The organism is Agrobacterium sp. CG160-95, from assembly GCF_053521725.1.
In genome coordinates, this window is the sequence record NZ_JBNWDU010000005.1 from 398303 (window position 1) to 422052 (window position 23750).

At 56.2% G+C, this 23750-nt stretch carries 31 protein-coding genes and 1 pseudogene; 21 read left to right on the forward strand and 11 right to left on the reverse strand.

Going from position 1 to position 23750, the window contains the following annotated elements:
• Positions 1-30: 30 nt before the first annotated feature.
• The 3 genes and pseudogenes from gp17 to ACQZ63_RS19295 all read left to right on the forward strand — a co-directional run.
• Positions 31-162, forward strand: a pseudogene (gene gp17, locus ACQZ63_RS19285) (tail completion protein gp17); the annotation flags it as partial.
• Between the two features lie 100 nt (positions 163-262).
• Positions 263-643, forward strand: a complete 381-nt coding sequence (locus tag ACQZ63_RS19290) for a gene transfer agent family protein (RefSeq protein WP_448799360.1) — start codon at positions 263-265, stop codon at positions 641-643.
• 504 nt (positions 644-1147) lie between these two features.
• Positions 1148-2695: a tape measure protein gene (locus ACQZ63_RS19295; protein WP_448799361.1), complete on the forward strand. Its 1548-nt coding sequence runs from the start codon at positions 1148-1150 to the stop codon at positions 2693-2695.
• Between the two features lie 56 nt (positions 2696-2751).
• Here the strand turns inward: ACQZ63_RS19295 and ACQZ63_RS19300 are convergent, their stop codons facing one another.
• Entirely contained in the window at positions 2752-3246 is a 495-nt protein-coding gene (locus ACQZ63_RS19300) for a YciE/YciF ferroxidase family protein (RefSeq protein ID WP_448799362.1), read from the reverse strand.
• An 86-nt stretch (positions 3247-3332) separates the two neighbouring features.
• Between ACQZ63_RS19300 and ACQZ63_RS19305 the strand changes: the two genes are divergently transcribed.
• Positions 3333-3977 (forward strand): hypothetical protein, encoded by a 645-nt coding sequence (locus ACQZ63_RS19305; RefSeq protein ID WP_448799363.1) that lies wholly within the window; start codon positions 3333-3335, stop codon positions 3975-3977.
• Here the strand turns inward: ACQZ63_RS19305 and ACQZ63_RS19310 are convergent, their stop codons facing one another.
• Both ACQZ63_RS19310 and ACQZ63_RS19315 read right to left on the reverse strand, forming a co-directional pair.
• A complete protein-coding gene (locus ACQZ63_RS19310; protein WP_112357360.1) occupies positions 3978-4211 on the reverse strand; it encodes a hypothetical protein in 234 nt (77 codons plus the stop codon).
• A gap of 20 nt (positions 4212-4231) precedes the next feature.
• Complete coding sequence (locus tag ACQZ63_RS19315) at positions 4232-4459, reverse strand: hypothetical protein (protein WP_019567280.1); 228 nt, start codon at positions 4457-4459, stop codon at positions 4232-4234.
• Between the two features lie 97 nt (positions 4460-4556).
• Here ACQZ63_RS19315 and ACQZ63_RS19320 point away from each other — a divergent pair, with 97 nt between their 5' ends.
• From ACQZ63_RS19320 to ACQZ63_RS19370, 11 genes are all read left to right on the forward strand, one after another.
• The gene (locus ACQZ63_RS19320) at positions 4557-5222 is read left to right on the forward strand and encodes a hypothetical protein (RefSeq protein ID WP_060641798.1); all 666 of its coding nucleotides are present in this window, start codon (positions 4557-4559) and stop codon (positions 5220-5222) included.
• Positions 5222-5650 carry an N-acetyltransferase family protein gene (locus ACQZ63_RS19325; protein WP_448799364.1) on the forward strand — a complete coding sequence of 143 codons (429 nt, stop codon included), beginning with the start codon at positions 5222-5224 and terminating at the stop codon, positions 5648-5650. The genes ACQZ63_RS19320 and ACQZ63_RS19325 overlap by 1 nt, the downstream gene beginning before the upstream one ends.
• 37 nt (positions 5651-5687) lie before the next feature.
• Positions 5688-8561, forward strand: coding sequence for a phage tail protein (locus tag ACQZ63_RS19330; protein WP_448799365.1), 2874 nt, complete (start codon positions 5688-5690; stop codon positions 8559-8561).
• Positions 8562-8576: 15 nt separating this feature from the next.
• Positions 8577-8792, forward strand: a complete 216-nt coding sequence (locus tag ACQZ63_RS19335; protein WP_112752419.1) for a hypothetical protein — start codon at positions 8577-8579, stop codon at positions 8790-8792.
• Positions 8785-10593 (forward strand): hypothetical protein, encoded by a 1809-nt coding sequence (locus ACQZ63_RS19340; protein ID WP_448799366.1) that lies wholly within the window; start codon positions 8785-8787, stop codon positions 10591-10593. Before ACQZ63_RS19335 ends, ACQZ63_RS19340 begins: the two co-directional genes overlap by 8 nt.
• Positions 10590-10988, forward strand: a complete 399-nt coding sequence (locus ACQZ63_RS19345) for a hypothetical protein (RefSeq protein WP_448799367.1) — start codon at positions 10590-10592, stop codon at positions 10986-10988. Before ACQZ63_RS19340 ends, ACQZ63_RS19345 begins: the two co-directional genes overlap by 4 nt.
• 235 nt (positions 10989-11223) lie before the next feature.
• Positions 11224-12132, forward strand: a complete 909-nt coding sequence (locus tag ACQZ63_RS19350) for a class I SAM-dependent methyltransferase (RefSeq protein WP_448799368.1) — start codon at positions 11224-11226, stop codon at positions 12130-12132.
• A gap of 185 nt (positions 12133-12317) precedes the next feature.
• Positions 12318-12503, forward strand: a complete 186-nt coding sequence (locus tag ACQZ63_RS19355; protein ID WP_448799369.1) for a hypothetical protein — start codon at positions 12318-12320, stop codon at positions 12501-12503.
• A gap of 585 nt (positions 12504-13088) precedes the next feature.
• Positions 13089-14012 carry a glycoside hydrolase family protein gene (locus ACQZ63_RS19360; protein ID WP_448799370.1) on the forward strand — a complete coding sequence of 308 codons (924 nt, stop codon included), beginning with the start codon at positions 13089-13091 and terminating at the stop codon, positions 14010-14012.
• The gene (locus ACQZ63_RS19365) at positions 14012-14245 is read left to right on the forward strand and encodes a hypothetical protein (protein WP_448799371.1); all 234 of its coding nucleotides are present in this window, start codon (positions 14012-14014) and stop codon (positions 14243-14245) included. Before ACQZ63_RS19360 ends, ACQZ63_RS19365 begins: the two co-directional genes overlap by 1 nt.
• Positions 14246-14362: 117 nt before the next feature.
• On the forward strand, positions 14363-14707 hold the full coding sequence (locus tag ACQZ63_RS19370) for a hypothetical protein (RefSeq protein ID WP_112501895.1): 345 nt from the start codon (positions 14363-14365) through the stop codon (positions 14705-14707).
• Positions 14708-15256: 549 nt separating this feature from the next.
• Here ACQZ63_RS19370 and ACQZ63_RS19375 read toward each other — a convergent pair.
• From ACQZ63_RS19375 to ACQZ63_RS19395, 5 genes are all read right to left on the reverse strand, one after another.
• A complete protein-coding gene (locus ACQZ63_RS19375; RefSeq protein WP_025593740.1) occupies positions 15257-15493 on the reverse strand; it encodes a DUF6894 family protein in 237 nt (78 codons plus the stop codon).
• Between the two features lie 243 nt (positions 15494-15736).
• Positions 15737-15952, reverse strand: coding sequence for a hypothetical protein (locus ACQZ63_RS19380; protein ID WP_448799372.1), 216 nt, complete (start codon positions 15950-15952; stop codon positions 15737-15739).
• 154 nt (positions 15953-16106) lie between these two features.
• The gene (locus ACQZ63_RS19385; protein ID WP_448799373.1) at positions 16107-16520 is read right to left on the reverse strand and encodes a hypothetical protein; all 414 of its coding nucleotides are present in this window, start codon (positions 16518-16520) and stop codon (positions 16107-16109) included.
• 9 nt (positions 16521-16529) lie between these two features.
• Positions 16530-17192, reverse strand: coding sequence for an SOS response-associated peptidase (locus tag ACQZ63_RS19390; protein WP_448799374.1), 663 nt, complete (start codon positions 17190-17192; stop codon positions 16530-16532).
• Positions 17193-17194: 2 nt separating this feature from the next.
• The gene (locus ACQZ63_RS19395; RefSeq protein ID WP_112752414.1) at positions 17195-17671 is read right to left on the reverse strand and encodes a hypothetical protein; all 477 of its coding nucleotides are present in this window, start codon (positions 17669-17671) and stop codon (positions 17195-17197) included.
• Between the two features lie 418 nt (positions 17672-18089).
• On the opposite strand from ACQZ63_RS19395, the gene ACQZ63_RS19400 reads away from it, so the two are divergent.
• A complete protein-coding gene (locus tag ACQZ63_RS19400) occupies positions 18090-18617 on the forward strand; it encodes a hypothetical protein (protein ID WP_112355511.1) in 528 nt (175 codons plus the stop codon).
• A gap of 17 nt (positions 18618-18634) precedes the next feature.
• On the opposite strand, the gene ACQZ63_RS19405 is transcribed toward ACQZ63_RS19400, so the two are convergent.
• On the reverse strand, positions 18635-19708 hold the full coding sequence (locus tag ACQZ63_RS19405) for a tyrosine-type recombinase/integrase (RefSeq protein ID WP_448799375.1): 1074 nt from the start codon (positions 19706-19708) through the stop codon (positions 18635-18637).
• A 131-nt stretch (positions 19709-19839) separates the two neighbouring features.
• Positions 19840-20094 carry a helix-turn-helix domain-containing protein gene (locus ACQZ63_RS19410; RefSeq protein ID WP_448799376.1) on the reverse strand — a complete coding sequence of 85 codons (255 nt, stop codon included), beginning with the start codon at positions 20092-20094 and terminating at the stop codon, positions 19840-19842.
• A gap of 84 nt (positions 20095-20178) precedes the next feature.
• Between ACQZ63_RS19410 and ACQZ63_RS19415 the strand changes: the two genes are divergently transcribed.
• The 4 genes from ACQZ63_RS19415 to ACQZ63_RS19430 all read left to right on the forward strand — a co-directional run bounded on the left by ACQZ63_RS19415 (position 20179) and on the right by ACQZ63_RS19430 (position 21513).
• Positions 20179-20532, forward strand: coding sequence for a hypothetical protein (locus tag ACQZ63_RS19415; protein WP_448799377.1), 354 nt, complete (start codon positions 20179-20181; stop codon positions 20530-20532).
• Positions 20529-20768: a hypothetical protein gene (locus ACQZ63_RS19420; RefSeq protein WP_265613830.1), complete on the forward strand. Its 240-nt coding sequence runs from the start codon at positions 20529-20531 to the stop codon at positions 20766-20768. The genes ACQZ63_RS19415 and ACQZ63_RS19420 overlap by 4 nt, the downstream gene beginning before the upstream one ends.
• A gap of 332 nt (positions 20769-21100) precedes the next feature.
• The gene (locus ACQZ63_RS19425) at positions 21101-21316 is read left to right on the forward strand and encodes a hypothetical protein (RefSeq protein WP_448799378.1); all 216 of its coding nucleotides are present in this window, start codon (positions 21101-21103) and stop codon (positions 21314-21316) included.
• Positions 21316-21513, forward strand: a complete 198-nt coding sequence (locus tag ACQZ63_RS19430) for a helix-turn-helix domain-containing protein (protein WP_448799379.1) — start codon at positions 21316-21318, stop codon at positions 21511-21513. Before ACQZ63_RS19425 ends, ACQZ63_RS19430 begins: the two co-directional genes overlap by 1 nt.
• Positions 21514-21533: 20 nt before the next feature.
• Here the strand turns inward: ACQZ63_RS19430 and ACQZ63_RS19435 are convergent, their stop codons facing one another.
• Positions 21534-22607 carry a tyrosine-type recombinase/integrase gene (locus ACQZ63_RS19435; RefSeq protein ID WP_448799380.1) on the reverse strand — a complete coding sequence of 358 codons (1074 nt, stop codon included), beginning with the start codon at positions 22605-22607 and terminating at the stop codon, positions 21534-21536.
• 122 nt (positions 22608-22729) lie between these two features.
• Here ACQZ63_RS19435 and dusA point away from each other — a divergent pair, with 122 nt between their 5' ends.
• Positions 22730-23746 (forward strand): tRNA dihydrouridine(20/20a) synthase DusA, encoded by a 1017-nt coding sequence (gene dusA, locus ACQZ63_RS19440; protein ID WP_448799381.1) that lies wholly within the window; start codon positions 22730-22732, stop codon positions 23744-23746.
• The last annotated feature ends 4 nt before the right edge of the window (positions 23747-23750 follow it).

The following is a 23750-nucleotide window of genomic DNA, read 5'->3' on the forward strand; positions in this document are numbered from 1 at the left end:
CCAGTTCTCGAGTTACAGGGCGCCATCATTATGCGCCTCAAGGCTACGCCAGCCGTTACCGCTCTTGTTGGGGCTCGGATTGGGGACATTCCACAGTCCACATGGGCTAAGCCGTATATCAGCATTGGCCCTTCCAATTATGTGGCCGAGCTTATCGATTGTGTAGACGGCGGCGAGGTGATGATCCAAGTCGATTGTTGGTCAACGTCTCGCTCCAGAGCGACGGAGAGATGGTCCGCGTCACTACGCCGGTCACGCCATAATGCGGGATGCGACTGTTACGTTCGATTGGGCAGACGGGACGTACTCGTTCCGTCTTGCTTGGGGGCAACTGGCAGAGCTTCAGGAAAAATGCGACGCAGGCCCATATGTCATTCTGCAACGTTTGCACAGCGGCGCGTGGCGGATTGAGGACATCACCAACATTATCAGGCTGGGCCTGATCGGTGGCGGATTGGAGCCAGCACCAGCCTTGAAGCTGGCGCGCCGTTATGTTGAGGGCCGCCCGCCGATGGAGAATCTTATTCCCGCGCAGGTCATTCTGTCTGCTGGTCTCACCGGCGCACCGGAGGAGAAGGTGGGGGAGGGCGACGCAGCAAATCAAACGGAAAACAGCTCGACGAACTCCCAAACGGAAAGCTGAGATTTGCTGCGCTCTACGGGACCGGCGCTGTGATCGGCTTCACGCCTCAGCAAGTCAACGAGATGTCTGTATGGCAGCTCATGGCTGCGGTGGATGGTTACGTCGAGGCGAATACGCCTGATGATGGATCGCTCACGACGAAAGAAATCGATGAGCTTTGGGATTGGGTGCAGGGGTAGCTAGCGCCACATACCGTTGTCGCGTGGCTGCTCCTCGCCAACATACTCTCGCCCAATCATCATCATCGGTATCGAAGCTAGAAATGCCAAGACGCCGATCGTGATTATGACGTGGTAGAGAGTAACGTCGGGAATTTCACTCACAGACCGAATATTACCGCGCAAAGATGCGAGCGTGTATGTCAGCCATTCTCGCGTTCCCAGCGCGAGACACGGGCCGATAAAAAAAAGCGCCACCCCAAACTTTCCAACACGAGTGAACTTCTGCCTTAGCTTCAATGTGGCCTCCCTAGGTTGCCGCGACAATATCAGGACGCAATCCTAAATGGCAACAGACTTGGAACGCCTTGTCGTTCAGCTTTCTGCTGACGTAAAGGGCTATCAGAACGCGCTAAATCGTGCGCAGGGGATCACCAACCGGCAGGCTCGGGCTATCGAGAGCCGGTTTGAGAAGATGAATTCCAACATTAATGCATCGTTTCGCGGACTGCTGACTGGATCTGTTGCAGGCATTGGAACCGCACTCGGCACGCGTGAAATTGCGCAATATGCGGACGCATGGACGGAGGCTGGCAACAAGATTAACGCAGCAGCCCAGTCTGCGGGTGTGCAGGCGCGATCTCTTTCGCAGCTGAAGGATGGCGCAAACGAAGCGAGATCAGCGTTCGGTGACTATGCCGACCTTTATGCGCGTCTTATTCGATCTGCATCTAATGTCGCCAAGAATGAGAACGAAATTGCGACTGCGACAAGCGTTGTTGCAAAGGCATTTAAAGCAGGAGGTGCGGCTGCTTCGGAGCAAGCAGCGGGTATCCTGCAGTTGGGACAGGCACTCGGATCCGGTGTTCTTCAGGGCGACGAGCTTCGATCACTTAGAGAAAACGCCCCGATCCTCGCGGATGCGATTGCGAAGGAATTTAAGACCACAATCTCTGGGCTGAAAGAGCTCGGCGCCGAGGGAAAATTGACCTCTGACCGAGTTTTTAAGGCAATCCTGAATGCACAAAAACCAATCGAAGCTCAGTTCGCAGCGACTAACGCTACCATCGGTGACGCCTTCACCCGGCTGAAAAACCAGATGATGGAGTATGTCGGCGGATCAGACTCTGCATTCGGCGCATCTGCAAAGCTAAACGAAGCCCTCGGCCTTCTATCCAACAACATTGGTGCCGTCGCCGATGCCGCGATTATCATGGCTGGCGCGTTCCTTGTGAACTACGCAGGTAATGCTGCGAATGCGGCAGTTGCAGCTACGTACAAGATGGTTGCCGCCAATACGGCTCAGCGTGTTGCATCCGTCGAGAGCGCGCGTACCGCTCTGGCATCTGCTCAAGCGATACAGGCATCAGCAGCTGCAAATCTACAGTATGCGCAGACGGCATTGGTAGCTGCGCGCAACGGCACAGCTTTGGGTCTGAGCGTCCAGCAGGCATCTCGGGCGATGGTAGTTGCTCAGGCGGGTAGTGGCGGATGGCTTACGAAGCTGTTTTCTGGCTTTGCAGAAGGCGGCTATACCGGCGACGGTGGCAAATACCAGCCGGCGGGTGTCGTTCATAAAGGCGAGTACGTCTTTGACAAGGCTGCGGTTCAAGCTGCCGGCGGCCCCGCCGCGATGGAGGCAATGCGGCGCAATCTCAAAGGCTACGCCAACGGCGGCGCAGTAGGCGTCTCCGTCCCGACAATCCCCTCACTAAGGCCAGCCAACGACAACGCAGTGAAGGTCAACTACGCGCCCGTCATTGACGCGCGGGGTGCTGATGCTGCTGCGGTGGCCAGGCTGGAAAAGGTTGTCGCGAAGCAGGGTGCAGAAATGCAGGGCCGCGTCGAAGCTGCCGTCCGATCGGCTCAAAAACGAAACGTGAAGTTGGGATGATATCTTTGGGCAGAAGAAAAGGCCTCCCTTAAAATGGGAGGCCTTTGCAAACTATCTTAAGCAGCCTTCTTCGCGCCCGACGTCTTGTTGATCGACGTAACAGCAAGGTTGGTGAGCTTGTTGTTGGTAGCTTTTTCCTGGTCAAGGATTTCGCTGAGAATCTTGTGCGCTTCATCGTGGCCGAGATCCTTAGCCCATTCGCGCAGCGAACCATATCGGGCGATTTCATAGTGCTCGACAGCTTGGCAGGCGGCCAGAAGGCCAGCGTCTAGCGCGGTACCTTCTGCCTCTTTCATGAGACTGTCGGCTTCCTTGATCAAGCCTTCAATCGCGTCACACTTTTCACCGGAGGCTTTCTTGCCAATGGATTTAAAGACCTGATCGAGTTTTTTGATCTGGTCTTTTGTCTCCGCGAGATGATCTTCGGCGGCCTTCCTCAACTCGGCGCTCTGGGCTGCCTTAGCTACCTTCGGCAGCGCCTTCGTAATGGCGTTCTCTGCGTAGTAGACGTCCTGAAGCGTGTGCTCGAAAATGTCTGCAAGCGATTTCATGGGATTTCCTCCGGTTGTTGATTGCGCCGGGGGAAATGCGCGGTTGCGAGCTTTGTTCCTTTGCGGCCACTCAAGGCGGATACACAATGACAATCACATACCCGCTCCCAACTTCCTTCTTCGATGAGTTCCCAGGCTGGTCGACCGAGTTCAACCTGCTTTGGCGGCAAGAGCAGTCGCGTACAGCTGGTGGCCAGACGATTGTCAAGGATTTGGGGTCTCCGCTCTGGCAGATGACGGCACAATCGCGATCGATGAAGCCGAACGAACTGGATTACTGGCGTGCGCGGCTAACAAGTCTGGAGAACGGCCTCAAGACTTTCCGAGCCTTCCCGAAGTCACGCTGTTTTCCGGTTGCGTATCCTAACGGCAGTTGGCCAACAGGCGGTGCTTTCAACGGCGTTGCCCAGGTGGCAACCATTGCATCGAACCGCAAGGCTATTTCACTCTCGGGCTTGCCCGCTGGCTACAAAGTCACGGTCGGCGATTACATCCAGATAGGCGACAAAGACCTGCATATGGTCATGGAGTCAGTGACTGCTAGCGGCGGTGGCGTGACGACGCAGTTTGAAGTGCGCCCTCATCTGTGGCCCGGTGTGGTGGCGCCTGTTGCCGCAACGTTGGCAAAGCCATCCTGCATCATGGCTATCGTTCCGGGGTCGATCTCGACGACTGCCGACATGGCCACGGGTCGTGGCACGGTTACGTTTCAGGCTATTGAGAACAGGTAGTCATTGAATTTTCACCCCGAAATGCGCCGCGATCATTTTCGATTCACGCGTGCCCTTGGCCACTTCACGATCAAAGCACTTCGCATACAGCTCGGTTCCCTTCTTCTCACGGCAAGCGCGCTCAGCATTCCTGTTGACCGCTTTTTTCCAATCGAACGGCTCTGACTTTACGATGGGACCTTGTTGGCAGGCAGTCAGGCACGCGGCCAATAGCGCGACAATTAAGTACTTCATGAAATCTCCGGAGCAAAATCTCAACGCGGTTGCACATGGGCGTAACGAGCCATGATGCCGTCATAGAATTTTTTACGGCCGCGAACTTCTCGCTCGTAACACGTAGCAAACTGCTCCTTCCCTTTCGTGGTGCGGCAGTAGCGATCGGCGCCGTCTTCAATGGCCCTCTGCGCTTTCCATTCCGTAGGCGTTTGGGTCTGGCATGCGGTGAGCGTCAAAGCCGCAATGGCTAGAAAAAAGTACTTCATGAAATCCCCCAGTGACGGCGGGATTAATGCTCAACTTTAAGTCTGTGTCTAGGCCACCTCAGGTGGATTTTTGGTGCCAGATCCCAACGGGAAATCAATGAGAAACATCTCAGCAGAAAACCTTGCTGCGCTTGAGGCGCGGCAGCTGGTGGCGCGTGACTTCCTCTGGTTTGTCGCGCGCGATCGGGCAACTGGCGCGCCGGTCACCGATGGCATGTGGTCGGACGTCGGCAACGTGTCTGCCGCTGTCGTTCATCCAGACACGGGCTTGCCTGTCACGCGTGACTGGTACGGATCCGGCACACTGGTCCAGATCGATGACATTCCGCTCGTCGCCAATCTGTCGGTGCAGAACGTCAACATCCGCCTGTCTCAGGTTAGCGAGCACGTTCAGACGTTGGTCCGCCTATACGACTGTAAACAGGCTCGCGTCGAGATCTACCGCGGCTTGTTCGATCCGGATAGCCGCCAGATGGTCGCGCCGGCAGAGTGCCGTTTCGTAGGCTTTGTCGACACAGTCACCATCACGACGCCAAGCGAAAACGAGGAGGGCAGCGTGACGATGGTCTGCGCAAGCCATACTCAGGAGATGACGCGCTCCAATCCGTCGACGCGCAGCCATGCCACGCAGGTTCTGCGGCAGGCAGGTGATGCATTCTACACAGACGCTGACACCTCGTCCGAGTGGGAATTCTTCTGGGGTTCCGAAAAGGGCAAGGTCGCAACGCAGCCGAAGCGCAAGAAATTTCTTGGGATCTTCTGATGGACGTCCGCCCCGCCACACCTAAGGACCGCGACCGCGTGGTCGCGCTCTTACAGGAGAGCCATGAAGCGGCCGGCTTCACTTTTGCATTTCAGGCAGCTTATGCCGATCGACTTTTTCAGCAGCATATGGCTTCGCCGTTGGCGTGCGTTCTTGTAACCGGCAACCCTGCGCAGGGCGTGCTGATGGCTTGTGCTTTTGATCACCCGTTCGGTGCTGGCCGCATTGCCAAGGAAACGGTCTGGTTCGTGTCGCCAGAGGCGCGCGGGCGCGGCGCGATCGGGATGCTCGACGCTTACGAAGCGTGGGCGCGCTCAGTCGGCTGCGTCTCCGTCGGCATGGCATCGTTGGCAACCAATGACGTTTCCAGCCTTTACGAGCGGCGCGGCTACAGCGCCGTCGAAACACACTTCATGAAGCCGCTTTAGCGGCTGGCGCGCGCACGGCGCATCCCAAGGAAAATCGATGGCTATTTTTTCTGGTATCGCGACCGCGATATCCGGCGCGGTATCGGCTGTCTCGGGCTTTATTGGCGGCCTCGGCGCTTTTGGATCCTTTCTGCTTAAGACGGCAGTTGGCGTCGGCGTCAGTCTGCTCGCGCAGTCTTTGGCGGGCAAGACCAAAGACCCGACATTCTCGATCAACGGCACACTGCAAGGCGGCGGCGATATCTCGCGCTCCTTTATCCTCGGTCGTACTGCGACTGCTGGCTCTCTCGTGTTCGTCAATACGTGGGGGCAGGATGGTGACACACCGAACGCCTATCTGACGCAGGTAATTGCGCTTTCGGATATGCCGATACGTGGCCTTGCTGAAGTCTGGGTCAACGGCGAGCGCGTCACGCTCGGCGGCCTCACCGATCGCGGCTACGCGGTCAACGAGTATCCGGACAGTCTCTGGGTCAAGTTCTACGATGGCACCCAGACGACTGCCGACAGCTTCCTGTTCACGTCAGTATCGAACGGCAACAGATGGTGGAACCCTGACCGTATCGGTAGGGGTGTTGCTTACGCGATCGTCACGGCTCGCGTTTCCAAGAACATGTTCTCCGGCGTGCCGTCCTTCAAGTTCGTGCTGGAAGGTATGCGCCTGTACGATCCATCTCGCGACAGCACCGTTGGCGGTGTAGGTGGCCAGCGCTATGCAGATCCGGCGACTTGGGGCGGCGACGGCGACTTTCTGCCGGCGGTGCAGATCTACAATCTGCTGCGCGGCATCAGCTATAACGGCCAGTGGTTTTACGGCTTGCAGAACATGGCGGCGGCCCGCCTCCCTGCTTTGGCGTGGATTGCTCAGATCGAGAAGCACCGCGCAGGCACGCTGGAATCGACGGGCTGGGTCAACACCTATCGGAGCGGTGGGGAAGTTCAGGTCGAGGCTCCGCTGACGTCTGCCGTTGAGGCGTTGCTCACGGCCTGCCAAGGCAAGATCTCGGAAGTTGGTGGCGTCTATTACCTGCATTCTGGCGCTCCGGATGCTCCGGTTATCGCATTCACCGACGACGATATCCTGTCCACTGAAGAGCAGGAATTCACGCCGTTCCTTGGATTGGCGGACACCATCAACGGCGTTTCAGCCAACTATCCTTCTCCGCAAGACGGATGGGTATCAAAGACGGCGCCGCCGCTCTACCGGACTGACCTTGAAGCGATAGACGGCAATCGCCGTCTTATGGCCGACGTCGACCTGAACTTCGTTCCTTACGCGGAGCAGGTGCAGCGGCTGATACGGTCTGCCCTTGAAGAGGCCAGGCGTTTCCGCAGGCACACGATTGTTCTGCCTCCGCGCTTCTGGGCTTACGCGACACCGGGCACGGTGTTCTCGTGGACGTCGGAGCGCAACGGTTACATCGCGAAACTGATGCGCCTCGATGGCGTCGCAGATCGGGCCAATCTCGATGTTATGATCGATATCACCGAGGTTGATCCGACCGACTACGATTGGAACACGGGGGCTGATTTCCAGCCTCCTGTTGACGGGCAGATCGGGGTAATTCGCCCATCGCCACAGGCGATTGTTGATTGGTTCGCTGAGCCCGCCACAATCAAAGACGCGGCGGGTGACGATAGGCGACCTGCCATCCGGCTGACGTGGGATAACAGCGATGGTCGCCTCGATGACGTGATTGGCATCGAATACGAGGTCAGATTACAGGCGTCGCTGGAGAAGGTGTCTGAAGGCCGAACGGACCAGCCGCAGGTGGGTTCGATGCTCATCTCTCAGAGCCTTTTGCCGAACGAAGGCTACGTTGTTCGCGGGCGTTACATTCCTGGTGGCGACAGGCCGGTTTTGTGGTCTGGGTTCATCCCGGTCATCACGCCTAACATTCTGCTTTCCGATAAGGATGTGTTCGTCGATATCGATCTCACCGGCATAGGTGAGGCTCTTGGCTGGCTCCGCAACAGCACGCGTACCGCACAGGATGCCATTGACGGCCTCATAGCATCGCAGATGGAAATGGCGACGGTTGCCTACAAGGACACCCGAAATCTCGCCAGGGAGCTTTCTGTCGAGCTGGGCGCGGCCCGAGCTGAATATCGCGAAGATATCCAGCTAGCTGTTAACGAAACGATGGCCGTAGCTGGCAAGGTCGAAACACTTACGGCTGCACTGGGCGGAAATAGTGCTTCAGTCAATATCGCCTTCGCGGCTTTAGCCACACCGGCAGGCTATGCGGCTCGATACGGCGTGACGGCAGCTGTCAACGACGGTCAATATCGTTCTGCAGCACTATTGTTGGATGTTCCCGCAAACCCGTCTAGCCCAACACGTTTGGTTGGCTTCGCTGACCAATTCGTCATTGCCAGCGGCGATATGTCGGTCATAAAGCAGCCATTCGTTGTTCAGGACGGGGTGCTTTACGCTAACGACATCAGGGTCAACAAGCTGTCGGCATTCACTTCGGTGTTGGGGAACGTCAACATTGAGGAGGCCTATATCGGCAACCTTCAGGTTGGAACGTCGAATATTGCTTCTGGTGCTATTTCAGATGCGTTTGAAGTTTCGCAGTCTGGCAGTACGCCGCAGAGCTTGGTTGTGAACCATGGCACCGGGGCTCCGAGGATATACCTTTTTTATTCCAGCGAACTCGTCACCGCAAATAACCAGATCGGCGCGCAAATTCGCTACGACATAAACAATGATACCGACGGGGGCGTTATCGGTTCTATCGGGTCGGTAAACCCTGGCGTTAACAATGGCGATATCGTGTCAGCTTCATCTTTCCGTATTTTCGTTCCCCCTTCGGGAAGGACGCAAACCACGTTCAGAATAAGCAGGTTCGCACCGGTAAACCTAACAACCTCAGCACGCCTCATCGCCATGGTTCTTCGGCGCTAGTTACAAGGAAATCCCATGACAACCGGCAATCATATGCAAGTCGACGCTCTCGTCGCCTTGCACGAGGCAGAAGTGCGCGAAGGCTTCTTAAAGCAGCGCACTCTGCTGCTCTCTCAGCATCTTTCGATGCAGAAGCAGGAAAACCAAATCCTTCTCGACAAGATCAACGGTCTTGAGGCCGATCTGCGCGTTGCGCGCGGTGAAGGCGAAGGAGACCCCGCCAATGGCTAACATCACATGGTACGGCGACGGATTGACGACGGTGGCTGTTGGTTCCCGCACTGTCATCGGGACAGATACAGGCTGGCTCACTCCTGTTGCGGGCATGACGCCAATCAAAGATGGCGACAAGTACGGCATTCACGTTGGCCGCCCGATCGTTATTGAGCAGATCATCAGTGACACAGAGCTGTTGCTTTCCGATGATTGGCCCGGTCCTGCTCAGACGGACGCGCCTTACAAGATCGAGTTGACGAACCCGACAATCGTTGCCGTCGAAACAATGCGGCGGCTGATGCTGAGCCTGAGTGGCGGCAATCTGTCCAGCATCGCTGAAACGTCCGTTGGGACTGATGACCTCCTGATCGGTATCGGTCCCGGCGTCTTCAGCACGATCAACAAAGCAGCGCTGGTTCAGGGCGTCGAGTACGATGCGTTCGTAGCGAACCTCGCGGGCAGGGCGGCTTACAATGGCGCTGCTGCGGGCTTTGCTGTCCTTGTGATTGATATCGGAGATGGCCGGTCTGCGCTTTATTTCAAGAATTCGGCAACGTCGGGTGACTGGAGCGCACCGTCTTACATTACCGGTCCTGCCGGTCCTGCGGGCGTAACGTGGCGGGGAAACTACAGCGCGGGAACTGCATACGTTGTGCGTGACATCGTGCAGTATGGCGGGTCGACTTGGTATGCGAAGGTAGGCACGACAGGCAACGCGCCTCCGACGTTACCAACCACCGAAAACACACAGTGGATACTGTTCACACGATCTGGCTCTGCTGGTGTTGTTGATCGCGGCACCTACAGCGGCGCGACTGCCTACGAGACAAATGACATCGTCCTCAACAACGGCTCGACGTGGCTTGCGCTTCAGTCGACCACCGGCAACGCCCCGCCTGTTCTGCCGGCCGAGAGTAACGCCTACTGGCGCTTGCTGGCCCGCAAGGGCACGGATGGGAGCGGTACGGGTGATTTCACCGGTCCTGCTGGTGGCGTCGCTGCTGGGGACATTGTTGCGTTTGCCGACACTACGGGTAAGGCAGGCAGAAAGGCAACGCAAGCCGAACTGAAGGCGGCCATCGGCGGGGTTCCAATTGCAGGCTACATATCGCCCGGCTTCAATCTTGGGAACAATGCGAGCGACGCAGCGAACGATATTGATTTCCCTGCTGGCATTGTGGCGAGCGAAGTTGCGAACCCGATCTTGATGGCGCACGCCGCCGGTACCGCGCAGCTTGATGTTGCATACGGCACAGGCAATGGTGGCCGGTTCGATTCCGCAATCAGTGACGGTTGGTGGCACTGCTTCATTATCAGCAACGGCACTACGTTTTCACGGGGATTCTCGAAGTCATTGAACCCAACATCCCAGCCCAACTATCCGGCAGGCTTTACGCACTATAGGCGCGTTGCGAGTTGGCCGCGCATCAGCGGTTCTCTCTCTCAGTTGCGGCAAAGGGAAGATCACTTTGATTATGTCAGCTTTATTCAGGACCGCAGCAGCACAGCCGCGCAGGCATCGACGCTTTTGACAATTTCCGTGCCGCCTGGGATCGTTGTTCAGCCAAAGTTTACTATTGTTCAGCAGCAAGGTGCAGCGGGACAGTCACAAACGCAGGTAGCGAACGCCGGAGATTCAACGCAGTCAACAGTTATCACTGTTGCTGCCGGGGAAACCGACTCAGCAACCGTAACGAGCGGCATTTTCACAAATACCGCCTCTCAGATTCAGTTCCTTGTTGCTATTCTTTCTGGGTCTTTAACTGTGAACCAGTTCCAAACAAAAGGCTGGATCGATAAAAGGGGTCAGTCGTGAGAGTCTTCGTTCAGCGAAATGGCGACGGGGAAATCAACGGCATTTACTCGAATTTCCAAGAAGGTATAGCCGAAGAAGCGCTGTCGGAAGACAATCAGGAAGTCCTGGCTTTCCTCAATCCAGTCCGCATCACCGACTACGAAAACGCCATCCAGAACCTTGTCGACAGCACCGCTCGTGAGCGTCAGTTCCGCGATGGTGTGACGTTGGCTTCCTACACGGCGTCTACGAAACCGAAGTGGGCGGCAGAGGCGCAAGCATTCGTCGCATGGCGAGATAACGTCTGGTTCTACGCTTACGGTGAGCTTGCAAAGCTGCAGGCAGGCCAGCGGCCACAGCCGACCGTAGAGCAGTTTCTGACCGAAATTGCGCCCATCGCTTGGCCGGTAGCGTAACCCGTCGTCTATAAAAACCATCAGGAGAACTTCGATGACGGCTGTACGCGAGGTACAGCAGCGCTTGCTGCGCTCGGTCTAACTGAAGCGCAGATTGACGCCATGTGGGCGGAAGCGGTCATGGCTTAAACACATAGAGCAGAGCCACATCCTTTCTCATTGTCGACATACAACGCAAGATAGGATAGATCGATAGAAGTCGAATTGCATGCAACTACAGTTTGTAAGGTGCGCCATGGCAGAAATCGACCCTAAAGATCCCTCCCAGTGGTTGAAGCCGATTGGATTGATCAAGCAGATGCTCTCCTATGACGTCTCGGACGTGGACGGAACAATGTCCCCGACTGACACAATGGCTGGTCCAAATTATATTTGGGTTGGTGCGTCCGCGGTGGAGGCAATTGTCGCCGCCGTTTATTCCAGTCGACTAACTGAAGTAAAAACTGTCCTGGACATGCCCTGTGGTCACGGCAGGGTACTTCGGCATCTAAAAGCTCTGTTCCCGGAGGCAAGCATAGACGCATGCGATCTGGATAAGGAAGGCGTTGAGTTCTGTGCCAGCAACTTTGACGCCAGACCCATAATGTCTCAAGAAGACCTAACCGCTGTTGAATTTGACACCAAATACGACCTGATCTGGATCGGCAGCCTGTTTACCCATACCTCGCGTGAAATCACGGAGAAGTGGCTTACGTTTATGTCGAAGCAATTGACCGAGAACGGGATTATTGTGGCCACCTTCCATGGCCGGTTTGCTCCGAAGCTCCACTACCATACCCCATACGTCGACAAAGACCGATGGGCCGTGATCATGGATCAGTATCTCAGGACCGGCTACGGGTACACCGACTATCACCCCAGCCAGTCGCACGACTTCATTGAAGGCAGCTATGGCCTTTCAGTCACTCGGCCAAGCACGCTTCTGGAGATTATCTTCAAGATCCCCGGCGTTCGCGTTCACCACTATCAAGAACGCGGATGGGGCGACAATCATGACATCATCGCGTTTGGACCACCGAATTGGGACAATTCCTTCTGGGAATCGGAAGAGCCGCAGATGATCCCCGATCCTGTGCCTCCGCCAGTGAAGCGACGGTTGCCTGAGCGGTTGCGTGATGCGGCCAAGGCGCTCTTCGGGGAGTGATACACAAAACTGATGACAAAAAGGGCTCGCTTCGGCGGCACCTTTTATTGTTGCTCTCGACCTTGTAGCGGCGCGAATCCTTGCGCCATCCGCGCAGTGATCATCGCTTGGCCGGTAAGCACCTTGAAAATCGATCGTCGCCATAGCTAATATGTCGGCTATCCAACCCTGTCGGCGGCACAAAGATGAACATGGGTCATTTGGCGCTTTTGTATCTCGGTATTGCCGTTCTGGCTGTTGGCTGCACTACATTTGTTGGCGGTTTGGTCTATCTCATCTGGCTGATTTTCAGCGAGCCCGCCATCATCAGGAATGAGATCGGTGCGCGTGCCTTAATGTACGTCTACGACAACCTTCCGCTTCGACGGTAGCGTATCTGGCGGTCAGGATCGGAATGCTAAAAGAGGCTCGCACGGTGGCTGGGGGGTGTTGAGCGCGAGCCTCAGTGCTGTGAACAAGATACACTGCACAGCGGCATACAATGCGCGACATTTGAAATCGTTCCATGAGGTGGAGGCCAGTCGCTCCTCGTAAGCGCCAGGCCTCCACGCCGTGGCGATCGGGATGCCACGGCGGCGCAGTGTCGTTGGGGGCCCGTGAGCCGTCAACAGAAACCTTTGGGAGAGGCCCGCCGCTCCGCCAAGCAGCGGACCCCAATGTCGCGGCCTGTTTCAGGGGACGCGCGACGGCGGCGTTTTTAAAACCGTCGCCACATGCCTGCAATCTCAGAAGTTACCCGTCATTCAGAGAAGCCTTTGTTCTCAGGGGTTCGCGATGATCAACTTTTCGCGACCGAAAAAATAGAGGCCCGCAGGGCCGGGGGGCGGCTGCGGGCCTCTGTCAGGTCGCTGGGCGGAGCGACCACGCGCAAGGTGGCCTCGGCCGCATGAACCGCAGATGAACGACTCGCCTCTGCTCTGGGGCGAGAAACAACCCGTAAAAATCAGGACTCCCAAATGCCAATCACCAAAATCTCCACACAGGGGAGGGCTTTCGTGCGCCTGCACGAGGGCAATCCACTTACCTGCTATCTCGACCCTGTCGGTATTCCGACGATCGGTACGGGCTTCACGATGCGCAGCGATTCAGTTCGCCGCGAACTGGCCAAGATCGGCATCACGAAGCTTGTCCCAGGTAAGACTAAGATCACCGCATCGCAGAGCGATGTCATCCTCGACGCTGTTCTAGCCGCCGAATATGTGCCAGCAGTCGTCGCTGGTTCGCCCGAGAATCGCAAACAGCATGAGCTGGACGCCGCTGCATCCGTGACGTTCAATCTCGGCGTCGGCGCGATGAACTGGACGTGGGCTGATCTCTGGCGCAAAGGCCAGATCCACAAGGCCGCCGCTCATCTCGCAAGCAACTACAACACTGCGAAAGGCAAGAAACTGCCTGGCCTCGTGCGCCGTCGCAAGGAAGAGGCGCTTCTATTCGAGAAGGGCATCTATACCGGCGTTGGCGTGACGAAAGAAGTGACGGCGGAACCGCCGGTGCTACCGGATCCAGTTGTGAAGGAAGCGCAGGAGCTGCTCACGACTGCTGGCCTCAATCCCGGCGCGATCGACGGCTGGATGGGCGAGAAGACCAAGGCTGCCGTAATCGCCTATCAGAAGGCACACCCGCACCTTATCGCTGACGGCATCATCGGCCCTGCCACCATCGCACAGCTTCGTCGCGACGCAGGCGCGGCCAAGGACGTGGTTACAAAGGGCGCAAGCTCTGCGGCTGGTTCTGGATTGCTCGCCTTCACTGCTGGCCTCCCATGGGGCTGGATCGCCGCAGGCGTGCTTGTCGCCGTGGTCGTCTACGTGGCCTACCGCAACCGCGATGTGATCGCGCGCCGCTGGAATAGCTGGCGCGGAAAGGAGGTGGTGGTTTGATGATCATCGCCAAGCTTAACGGCTACCTAGCCGCAATCGGCACGGCGCTCGCGATCCTCGCGGGCGTCTTTTTGTATGGCCAGCGGGCAGGGCGCACCGCAGCAAAGGACGAGCAGGCTGCGGCAAATGCCAAGGCTATCAAGAAGGCCGGGGACGTCGAACATGAAATCAAAAATCTTGGCGACGATGATGTTGATCGTCGTCTTGCTCAGTGGATGCGCGACAAGCGGTAATTACTGCGACATCGCGCGACCGGTGCGTCCTTCCTTTGAGGATAGCCTGACGAGTGAAACGAAGCGGCAAATCCTCACCGAGAATGAGAAGCTGCAAAAGCTTTGCGGGGTGAAGCCATGACCGGCCCTGAAATTATGGCTGTCGGCGGGTTTTTCGTGCTGCTGTTCGGTTTCCTCTTCGGCCTCTGGAAGTACGTCGATGCGAAGATCAGTGCCGCAAAGATGGAGGCGTCTGGCGCGGCATCTGCGGCGTCGGCAATGGCGTCCCTTGCAAGGGAAGAGCTCGCGGCTCACCGCCTGCATGTGGCGGAAACCTACGTCTCAAAGTCCGGCCTTCGCGAACAGACTGAGCAGATCATGGGCGCTATCGGTGCCGTGAAGGATGCCGTCGACAAGATGACGTTGCGCGTGGATCGCATCGTCGAAAATCAATCAAAGCCGCGCGCGACGCGGGGAGCCTGATTCAACCCGCTTGCCGAGAGGTAAGCGGGTTTTTGTTTGGTCTGGCACGACTCGAGAACATTAAAAGCACCTCGATAGCGCTAATAAGAACCGTTATGGTTTGCTGGGCGCGGCTTCGGCCCCTTCTAGCTACCGCTTCAACTCGTCCGTCTCAGCTCTCCTAAGCTCGTTGGTCGCTTCGACAATAGCATTCGTATACCTTCTGCTGCATCAAGCAGTACGTGCACCTTTTCATCTTCGGAGAGCCGGCCGGTCTCCATAGATGCGGTGCGGAGATAGCTCATCAAATCACGATTGATCGGTTCGCCCGGTATTTCCTCATGAAGTCGTTGGACCATATTAATGGTTCTATTCAGCAGTGTTCTCACTTGATGTGAAGTGAGGCTAGATACTTCGGACGCCGCTTGCTCCAACTCTGAAATAAGCCCCCTAGGCATACGTTCATCCCTCCCACCTGCACTATGTTCTCTCCTCTTCAAATGAGAACACGCGACAAGCGAAGAGTCTATGTGTGAATTCTATATGGTCGAGTGTGAGGATGCGCCGAATTTACTTAAAGCGCATAACAGATTTAAGGGGGATTCTCGCGATCAAATGGCCGTCGCCGCGAATAACTTCAAATGAGCTGCCATCTACGACTTCGTCCTTGAGGATTTTTTCTGAGAGCATTTCTCTCGCGGCTTGCACGGCCTCATGTCTGGCCTGCTCATCAGTAGAGAGAATTGCACCCTCCATATCCACGGAAAGCCCTTCAGCGTCTCGGACGTGGAAAAAGTACCGCGGCATAGCGAAATTCCCGGCATGCGTTCAAAGAATTTCGATATCAACGACCAGTCACTTGATATTGTTCCGCAGCTTCATGCCCGTCAGACCGATGGGCGATATTCGAGCTCACCTAAAAAGAAACCCCCCGGCGGGGAGGGTTCTAATCGCGCCGACTAAAGGGCACTAGGAGCAATGGGCGGAGGGGGAAAGGTTCCGTCCGGCCTTAAAAACTCGCGACCTGAAAATCGGTTCCGAAAAAATTACCTATTCCACCACACACAGCACCGGCGGCGCACCTTCAGCTCTGAACGTCTTTAGATTTACCTGCGTCATTGGGCCACGAGATGTATGCATCATCAGGGTGCTGATATCGACGTCGAGGCCTGTCTTGTGAACTTCTTTGATGGCATCGTTTAACTGGCGAAGGGCCATTGCCAACCGTTGTTCCGCGTTCTTCTGGCGGGAAATGCGGGTTATCATTGTAGTGGCTCCTTATGTGGATAATGCGCCCAGCAATGCCAGGATGACTTCTCGGCCTTCGATCGAGAATACCCGAAGCCGCCCCATTTCTTGCAGCCAGGATGCTCGCAATAGTGATTCTCGTGAATGCCGTCGCTGTTTTTGGATTGGTCGCTCATATGGTGGTGGTTCCAGTGATGTCTATGGGCTCGTTAGATGTTTCAATCAACGGCCAGCGAACTTTCTTTTTCCATTTGTCCAAAGCATCCTCAGCGGAGGAACAAAAGACCCATTCGATGAATGCGTCTGAAATGTTAGGGTGGTCGTATAGGATGGCAGCGATCCCCTTGCGCTGGCTGAACAAAATCTCCGTTCTTGCGCCTGTCGGTATATCGTCATCGTCAGCGAGTAGTTCTGTGGCAAAGTAACCGGTGAAGGATGTGAGGTCAGAGTCACGGTCGACTTCATCGAGGATGCGCGGATCAAGGTCGTCGTGGCTGGCTTTCGTTGCGCCCACGAAGTCGCCTTCATTCAGCGGGAATTTTGCGTATACGCCATGTTTTTCAAGCAAGTATGGACGAATGCGCATGTTTGCCTCCTATCCAAATAGATCCTGTTGCGGCCTTTCTTCCTCAACTGGCAGCAGCACAAGGCTGTCGTCAGGCAATGGCCGCTGAAGTACTTTCGCTTCCTCCCATGGCGCCGTAAGCCATGTCTCAATTTCATCTTTGTTTGTCAGAATTACCGGCATGGCCTTCGGGTGGATCGGCTTAACAATGCCGTTCGGGTCGGTCGTCAAGAACGCAAAAAGCTGATGATCGCCTTCGCGCGGGTTCTTCATCGATCCCCGAACGCCATGCCAGTCCGTCCAGATGCCGGCGAAGAAGGCGAGGGGTGTTTCCTCGTTGGTCGCAAACCAGCGCTTCGTCTTACGGGGTTTGGTGTCTTCCCATTCGCAAAAGGTCGTCCAAGGCACCACGCATCTGCTCTCAGGCCTAAGCCAGCGCCGCCAGTGCGGTGAAGTGACGTTGCGGATGTTGGTCACGCCGGTGTCAGGCTTGCCTTGCGTGACGAACTGCGGCGAGGGCATGCCCCACGTCAGGCCGATCAACTCCCGTCCGGCGTCACCGTTGCGCACCACTGGCGCCGGCCGATCTGGATAGACCTCAACGTCTGGTTCCAGATTAAGCCGCTCCTGCATGGTTCCCACGATGTCGCGGATAGATTCCTGATTGGTCTTCACACGGTACAAATTACACATGCTCACCTCGGCATCTTGGCTATGGTGATTTTGACGTCACCCTTGGTGTTGCACCTTTTGCACTTTAGCCGCTTGGCAATATCGTCGACGGTGGTATCGGTTTTAGCCACGCGGTTCAGTTGCCAATGCTGGATATTCGAAACGTGACCGCAGTAGTTGCACTTGGCAACGACAATCTCCCAGTTCCGTATTTCCTTGACCTTAACGGCCGTCGGCGGCGCTTGTTTCAATGTTTCGATGAGGCTGCGTGCGCGGGCGTGGTATCTAAGTCTGCATCGATCCGAAAATCCTTCGAAGGGACGGGGGCATTTGATTATGTCTTTTGCTATCTTGTTGAGCAGGGATGGCATTGAGTGGTCGCCATATTCGATCATAAGCTCTCCCGAGCAGATGAATTTGAGAAGCTCGCAATCCTCGCATAAAACTCCGACAGGCTCGCCGCCGTAATCCGACAGCCAATACGCTCCTTCACCTGGCATCTCGATCTGCTTCCGGCATCCATCCCCTCGTAAAGCCTCGGCCCATTGCAGCCGTTGCCAGAGCGAGTTGCATCCTCAGATGCAGAATGTCCTCCATGAGCGTCTCAATGGCGGCTCGGCTATCTCCATCGTGCCATGCAATGATGTGGTCCACCGGATCGGCTTCGGGTTCTCGTCTTTCTGGGCGCACGTTCTCATTCTCCTTTTTCAGAGGTCCAACAGCCGCATATTTAGCTCGGGAAGCACGCGCCCTTCGTGCTGGCGATGTTCTTATTATGTTCCGCATTGAGGAGGAGTCAAGTCAGACCGGCCAATTGCCTTGGATGGGTTGCCGCACGATAGTTGTGTTTTATTCAGGGCGGCACTATCAAGCGACTGTCAGTTAAGGTCATCGCCGACGAAAAGGGGGGGCGTCAAAATGCCTGTAGCATCGACCAGCTTCGTCAAGCGCCGAGACTCGATCCTTCGGGTCATAGGTTTCTTGGTCGTTGGAATGCAGCAGACGGAAGACCTCATCAACACGTCCTTGCAGCTCGCTCTTCCTGATGGCCAATTTCTCACGCTTGACGGCTTAATGAGGGACAAAAAACGCCTGCGCAAAGCTACACTTGGGCGACTAATAACCGTCATGAAACAGCGGACAGCGCTTTCTCCCGATTTCGAAGAAGTGCTGGAGGCTTATCTCGAGGACCGCAACATCCTTATTCACGATTTGGGGCGAATGGGCGGCTTTGATTACAAGTCCAAGGAAGGTCTAGATCGAATGGAGCGCTTCTTAGGCAACCTTAATCAAAACTATGAGGTTGTAACTAAAGTGTTCTTATCGCTTCTCTGGGAGTGGTCGGGTCAAGTTGGGATCAGCGCGGACATCGACCATGAGAGGGTGAAGCGTGTGTTAGGCGACCTAGACGGAATCGCTGACCAAGTCTTTCTTCCAAGGGTGTGAATCTCTTCTTTGGTGCTTCAGCGTGTAGAGGAGGCCCCAGTGTGAACACCGGCAGGCACCCTTTGCCCCTGAATCATCTTCCGCATCGCACTCGCTGCGAGCTCAGCACGCCCTCCCAGATAGTGCATATCGAGTATGGCCTCGACATCCTTCAAGCTGTGGCCGGTAACTGCGGCGATCTCTGGCACCGTGCAGCCAGCCAGCGCCATCCTCGTGATCGCCGTTCCACGAAGGTCATGGAAGGTGAGGTCAGTGATGCCAGCCTTCGCGCAACACTTTCTCCAAGAGGTATTGAACCCGTCGCTTGTCCAGGCTGCGCCGCGGCTGTTTCGCAGGATAGCGCCACTACCGACCTGTGAGCGGAGAACCTCAGCGAGGGGACCCATGGGCACCAAAACGCGTGCCTTCGTTTTGGACTGAGTGAACCGCAAATTGGAACCGTCAAAATCGCTCCAGGAGAGCCGCAGAAGGTCTCCTTTGCGCTGACCGGTCCACAACGCCAACTGAATGGCTAAACGCATGTAGACAGGCGCCACGGCCTCGAAAGCCGCTACGTCGGCGTCAGCCCACGTCTGATCGCGTCTCGTCGAGCGGTACAGTCGGCCGCCTCGTTCTGCGATGTTGACCGAGATCATTCCTCGGTCTTTTGCAAATGACAGCACACGAACCAAAATCATCCACGCAAAGTCCGCCGTCCTTGGGGTGCTCGCGAAAGAATCCCGCCATTCCTTAAACGCGCCGCGCGTCGGCGGCCGCTGTAGCTCCTCAAGCGATAGGCCACCGAACTGCATTCGGATCTTATCGAGATAACGATCGTATTCGTTACGCGTGCTGAGCTCGGTTCGGCGAAAATCAGAAGAGCCGCGATAGAGCGTTATAAGCGTCGATAGGTTGATAGGTGAGGGCGCTCTGCGCTGCTCGTGGGCTAGCTTGAAGGCGCCATCGAGAAGAGGATCGCCGGGCTGGATCGGCTCGCCTTTGTCGTTCTTTAGCAGCGGCCCACCGCGCCACGCATAGCAGTAGTAGACGGTCTTGCCGCTGGCGAGAGTCTTCTTGACCGTGGCCAGGCCCTTTAAGTTTGCGTCACGCATTGCTCAACCCTTCCGCAAAGGAGCGACCTGCCGCCGGCAGAATGCCGAAAGCGTTTTGTCGTCTCCTCATGTGGTGGTGGTGGTGCGCTTGGTGGCCGCGAAGATAGGTTAGCCAGTATCGTGTGCGTAGGTCAAGCGCGATCGCGCAACCGCACGCCCGGGCCGTTGCCGTTCGACGGTATGAAAATAATTCCCAGATCAAGGAGAGCTTGGACCACGGCCGCTACGTTGTTGGTCATGCCCGACACCCCGCCTTCGCTCGCCTCCATTCTGCGTAGGGTAGGCGCCGAAATGTTCGCCTTTCCAGCAAGCTCGACTTGACCAATGCCAAGCAACGCACGTGCCGCCGCAATTTGTTTGCCCGAAACTTGATTAAATTCGCTCATTGTGAATATTTCCGCTTGACGTATTAACCTCATTGATTAATAGTTATCTCAATGAGCTAAATTAATCAATAAGGGATCTAGAATATGGTAAACGACGCATTACCGGCGAACGCCGAAGGCATCCCAGAATCGTTCATATCCCGCATGACCCGCCTTTATATCGAGCTCGACACGATTGGCAGTCGCGTTGGCAACATGCCTGACGACGCCATGGACCACATAACCGAAGCGGCGGGCATTGTGCGGCGGGCGGTTATTAAAGCACCGGTGAAGACCGAGGCTGACATTGCTGGGAAGTTTCGCTTTGCTGCCATGCTCATTGAGGATCCGCACGGGATCATCTGTGATGAGGAAGAAGCGGCAGCGATAGCGGTTCGCGAACTCTTCAAGTTCCGTGATGATGAGTGGGCTGCGATGCGTGCGGAGGCTCGGTCATGACCTATAACTTTGACCCCGGCCCACTCGCTTTGGATGACGCTACTATTTTGCTCGGTGAAGTCCGCAAGGTTGTTCATCTGATATCAATCGCTGCGCAAGGCGCGGACCCCGCGAGCACTGTGGCACTCGGCGCCATAGCCGCTACGGCCGATCTCGCTGGTGAAAGGCTTGAGGAGATTGAGGCGCGTCTGGACGTCCTGAGGGAGGTTTGGATGAAGGAGCGCAAGAAGAAATAAATTCTCTGCCCTTGTATCGGCCTGGGTCTTCTACCCCCGCGAAACCGTAGAGGATGACGCCCGTTCGAATCGGGCCAGGGGCTCCACTTTCCCAGCTGGCCTTACGACATGGAGGTCGGCCAACTTGCCGGTGTGCGCCTTCGGGCAGCACCCGGTCCTTTATTACCGAGGAGGCCTAGTCGCGCTTTTGCGGCTGGATTAAGCGCCACCACCGCTGCTCACCCGTCGACCTACCAAGTCGGCGGGTGAATTGTTTGTCGTCCATTGCATTTTCCCTCTTGTGCAACTAACGGATATCCGTTAGTTTCTAATCATCAACAGGGAGCAAGCAAATGACCGACAGCACCGCAGCAATCAAAGTAAACGTTACCCGCCGCTTCGACCGTGACTGCAAGGTCTTTGCCTTCGACGTGCGCGTCGACAATGAAGTTTACCGCGAAGTTTCCAAACACAAGGCTTTCATGTTGATCATGCAGGCGCAGGAAGTTGCTGACGATCTGGACGTGATGTGCAATGTGTACGGCATGGACTATCTTCGGGCAGCGTAATGACACGGGAAGAATTCAAAGATATCCGCAAGCGGCTCGGTTTCAATCAAGCTGAGCTTGCCGCGCTCTTGGGCTACGGCTCAGCGATCCGCGTTTCTGAATTTGAGCGAAAAACTAACCCTGTACAGGTCCCGCGCCTTGTTGCCTTGGTCATGTTGGCCATGGATCAGACCGGCTGGCGCCCACCTGCCGAGTGACCAATTTTGCTGGCTAAGGTCTAGCTTTCCGTCACCGTCTTCAACCACTTCCAACCCTCGAATTTATCTCCTCTCTCCCTGATCTGCGTATACCGTTTCAAGCTGTTCCATGTTCGATGGCCCGACACGCTGGCGGCGAGTGGGATCGTCCTTCCCATCTCGAACAGGCGCGATATCCCTTCGTGCCGCAAGTCGTGGAAATGTAGGTCTTCGATCTCAAGGAACTGGCAGGCACGTGTGAACGCGGCGCCGACCCCAGCTGTACCGTAGGGGAATATCCGTAGCCCATTCTTAGGCATAGCTTTGATGATCTGCATTGCCTCAGGTGGAAGCTCGCACCACACGTCGTTACCCTTCTTTTGGCCAGGATGCTTTAAATCCCTGACAAGAATGCGGCTGTGAACCTCGTCCAGATCCTCCCATTCTATGCGAACGATCTCCTCTTGCCGGCGCGTCGAATAAATAGCGAAGGCGACAACCCGATCCATGCGCGACACATGCGGCGTGGCCTGATTTCGCTTGGTAAAGTATTCCATGATCTTGTCGAGTTCGGCTAGGGTAGGGCGGCGCGTTCGGCTCTCCGAATTTGCAATGGTATTGAGTTTCCGCAGCACGGTCTGTGCGTCGCGAATTACAACAGGATCTAGCGGCATACCCCACGCCGGCCGAGCAATGGAGAATATGGAAGACAGGTGCGAAATGTAGCTTCCGACCGTCTGCGGCTTACGGCCCTCGGCCAGTTCGTTCGCGAATGTGACGATGTCGTCGCTTCGAATATCTGCGCAGTCCATCGTGGCGAGCTTGAAGGTCTTGATCGTCCGAAGCACCTGATATTTGGTGGCTCCCATCGTTTCTTTCTCTTTCACGTACCGATCAATGGCGTCTGCCAGGGTGAAGCGGTTCGCATTCAGCCGCTCCAGCGCGCCAGGCTTATCGATTTCAGTCTCGCGAAATCGAACCCACGCCTCCGCCTCGCGCTTTCGATCAAAAGTCTTGGCTTCCCGGAAAACAATACGCCCGCCTTTTTTTCGAAGGATCTGCGCGGTATAACCAACTGAACCGTCTTTTCGTTTTCTCGCGGTGATGGTGCCCATCGGTACAACATTCCTTTCTCGGTACGACATTGTTGTACTTGACTATGAAACTGGGTGCAACATCGTGAAAAAGTACGACAGGAAACGATAACCAGTGACATTGAGATAGTGGACCTAAAGCGTTGAATTTTTACGAAAGTGCAGTGAAATCAGGCGAAAAATTTTTTGCCGTGGCCCCGATGATCGATTGGACGGACACGAGGTGCAGATTTCTGCACCGGCAATTGTCGAAGCGTGCGCTGCTTTACACGGAAATGATCGTTGCAGACGCCATCATCCATGGCCAGCGCGACAGGTTGCTCAGCTATCATACTCAGGAACATCCGGTTGCACTGCAACTCGGTGGGTCGGATCCGGTAAAGCTTTCGGAGGCGGTGCGGATCGCCGGCGATTATGGCTATGACGAGATCAACCTTAATGTCGGCTGTCCTTCGGACCGGGTGCAATCCGGCACTTTCGGCGCATGTCTGATGCGCGAACCCGAGATTGTCGCGCAATGCGTGACGGCGATGAAGGCCGTTGCGAAGGTGCCGGTCACGGTCAAATGCCGCATCGGCGTGGACGATCAGGAGCCGGAAGCCGTGCTGCCGGATTTTCTTTCGCGGGTCGTGGCGGCGGGCGCGGATGCGGTCTGGATCCATGCGCGCAAGGCTTGGCTGCAAGGGCTTTCGCCGAAGGAAAACCGTGAGGTGCCGCCGCTCGATTATGATCTCGTCTATCGCATGAAGCGGGAAAATCCTGACATCTTCATCGGTATCAACGGCGGTATCTCCGATCTCGATCAGGCAAGCCTCCATCTGCAGCATATGGACGGCGTGATGCTTGGCCGTGCGGCCTATCACAATACGTCCATCCTTGCCGATGTCGACCATCGCATTTATGGCGAAGAGGCCCGGCAAGCTGACTGGATGGGGCTGCGTGATGCGATGATGGCCTACGCCGCCGACTATATTGCCGCCGGCGGGCGCCTCAATCACGTCACCCGCCACATGGTCGGCCTGTTTCAGGGCATGCCCGGCGCGCGCCGTTTCCGGCAAATCCTTTCCAGCGACGCCACACGGCCGGGCGCTGGAACCGAGGTGATCGAGGCGGCGTTCGCGGCAGTCGATTTCAACCCGGCGAAAGAAATGGCTGGCTGAGCCA

Bases quoted from the DNA above. Each gene is read 5' to 3' on its own strand.
- ACQZ63_RS19290 (WP_448799360.1), top strand. From the start codon at position 263: ATGCGGGATGCGACTGTTACGTTCGATTGGGCAGACGGGACGTACTCG.
- ACQZ63_RS19295 (WP_448799361.1), top strand. From the start codon at position 1,148: ATGGCAACAGACTTGGAACGCCTTGTCGTTCAGCTTTCTGCTGACGTA.
- ACQZ63_RS19300 (WP_448799362.1), bottom strand. From the start codon at position 3,246: ATGAAATCGCTTGCAGACATTTTCGAGCACACGCTTCAGGACGTCTAC.
- ACQZ63_RS19305 (WP_448799363.1), top strand. From the start codon at position 3,333: ATGACAATCACATACCCGCTCCCAACTTCCTTCTTCGATGAGTTCCCA.
- ACQZ63_RS19310 (WP_112357360.1), bottom strand. From the start codon at position 4,211: ATGAAGTACTTAATTGTCGCGCTATTGGCCGCGTGCCTGACTGCCTGC.
- ACQZ63_RS19315 (WP_019567280.1), bottom strand. From the start codon at position 4,459: ATGAAGTACTTTTTTCTAGCCATTGCGGCTTTGACGCTCACCGCATGC.
- ACQZ63_RS19320 (WP_060641798.1), top strand. From the start codon at position 4,557: ATGAGAAACATCTCAGCAGAAAACCTTGCTGCGCTTGAGGCGCGGCAG.
- ACQZ63_RS19325 (WP_448799364.1), top strand. From the start codon at position 5,222: ATGGACGTCCGCCCCGCCACACCTAAGGACCGCGACCGCGTGGTCGCG.
- ACQZ63_RS19330 (WP_448799365.1), top strand. From the start codon at position 5,688: ATGGCTATTTTTTCTGGTATCGCGACCGCGATATCCGGCGCGGTATCG.
- ACQZ63_RS19335 (WP_112752419.1), top strand. From the start codon at position 8,577: ATGACAACCGGCAATCATATGCAAGTCGACGCTCTCGTCGCCTTGCAC.
- ACQZ63_RS19340 (WP_448799366.1), top strand. From the start codon at position 8,785: ATGGCTAACATCACATGGTACGGCGACGGATTGACGACGGTGGCTGTT.
- ACQZ63_RS19350 (WP_448799368.1), top strand. From the start codon at position 11,224: ATGGCAGAAATCGACCCTAAAGATCCCTCCCAGTGGTTGAAGCCGATT.
- ACQZ63_RS19355 (WP_448799369.1), top strand. From the start codon at position 12,318: ATGAACATGGGTCATTTGGCGCTTTTGTATCTCGGTATTGCCGTTCTG.
- ACQZ63_RS19360 (WP_448799370.1), top strand. From the start codon at position 13,089: ATGCCAATCACCAAAATCTCCACACAGGGGAGGGCTTTCGTGCGCCTG.
- ACQZ63_RS19365 (WP_448799371.1), top strand. From the start codon at position 14,012: ATGATCATCGCCAAGCTTAACGGCTACCTAGCCGCAATCGGCACGGCG.
- ACQZ63_RS19370 (WP_112501895.1), top strand. From the start codon at position 14,363: ATGACCGGCCCTGAAATTATGGCTGTCGGCGGGTTTTTCGTGCTGCTG.
- ACQZ63_RS19375 (WP_025593740.1), bottom strand. From the start codon at position 15,493: ATGCCGCGGTACTTTTTCCACGTCCGAGACGCTGAAGGGCTTTCCGTG.
- ACQZ63_RS19380 (WP_448799372.1), bottom strand. From the start codon at position 15,952: ATGATAACCCGCATTTCCCGCCAGAAGAACGCGGAACAACGGTTGGCA.
- ACQZ63_RS19385 (WP_448799373.1), bottom strand. From the start codon at position 16,520: ATGCGCATTCGTCCATACTTGCTTGAAAAACATGGCGTATACGCAAAA.
- ACQZ63_RS19390 (WP_448799374.1), bottom strand. From the start codon at position 17,192: ATGTGTAATTTGTACCGTGTGAAGACCAATCAGGAATCTATCCGCGAC.
- ACQZ63_RS19395 (WP_112752414.1), bottom strand. From the start codon at position 17,671: ATGCCAGGTGAAGGAGCGTATTGGCTGTCGGATTACGGCGGCGAGCCT.
- ACQZ63_RS19400 (WP_112355511.1), top strand. From the start codon at position 18,090: ATGCCTGTAGCATCGACCAGCTTCGTCAAGCGCCGAGACTCGATCCTT.
- ACQZ63_RS19405 (WP_448799375.1), bottom strand. From the start codon at position 19,708: ATGCGTGACGCAAACTTAAAGGGCCTGGCCACGGTCAAGAAGACTCTC.
- ACQZ63_RS19410 (WP_448799376.1), bottom strand. From the start codon at position 20,094: ATGAGCGAATTTAATCAAGTTTCGGGCAAACAAATTGCGGCGGCACGT.
- ACQZ63_RS19415 (WP_448799377.1), top strand. From the start codon at position 20,179: ATGGTAAACGACGCATTACCGGCGAACGCCGAAGGCATCCCAGAATCG.
- ACQZ63_RS19420 (WP_265613830.1), top strand. From the start codon at position 20,529: ATGACCTATAACTTTGACCCCGGCCCACTCGCTTTGGATGACGCTACT.
- ACQZ63_RS19425 (WP_448799378.1), top strand. From the start codon at position 21,101: ATGACCGACAGCACCGCAGCAATCAAAGTAAACGTTACCCGCCGCTTC.
- ACQZ63_RS19430 (WP_448799379.1), top strand. From the start codon at position 21,316: ATGACACGGGAAGAATTCAAAGATATCCGCAAGCGGCTCGGTTTCAAT.
- ACQZ63_RS19435 (WP_448799380.1), bottom strand. From the start codon at position 22,607: ATGGGCACCATCACCGCGAGAAAACGAAAAGACGGTTCAGTTGGTTAT.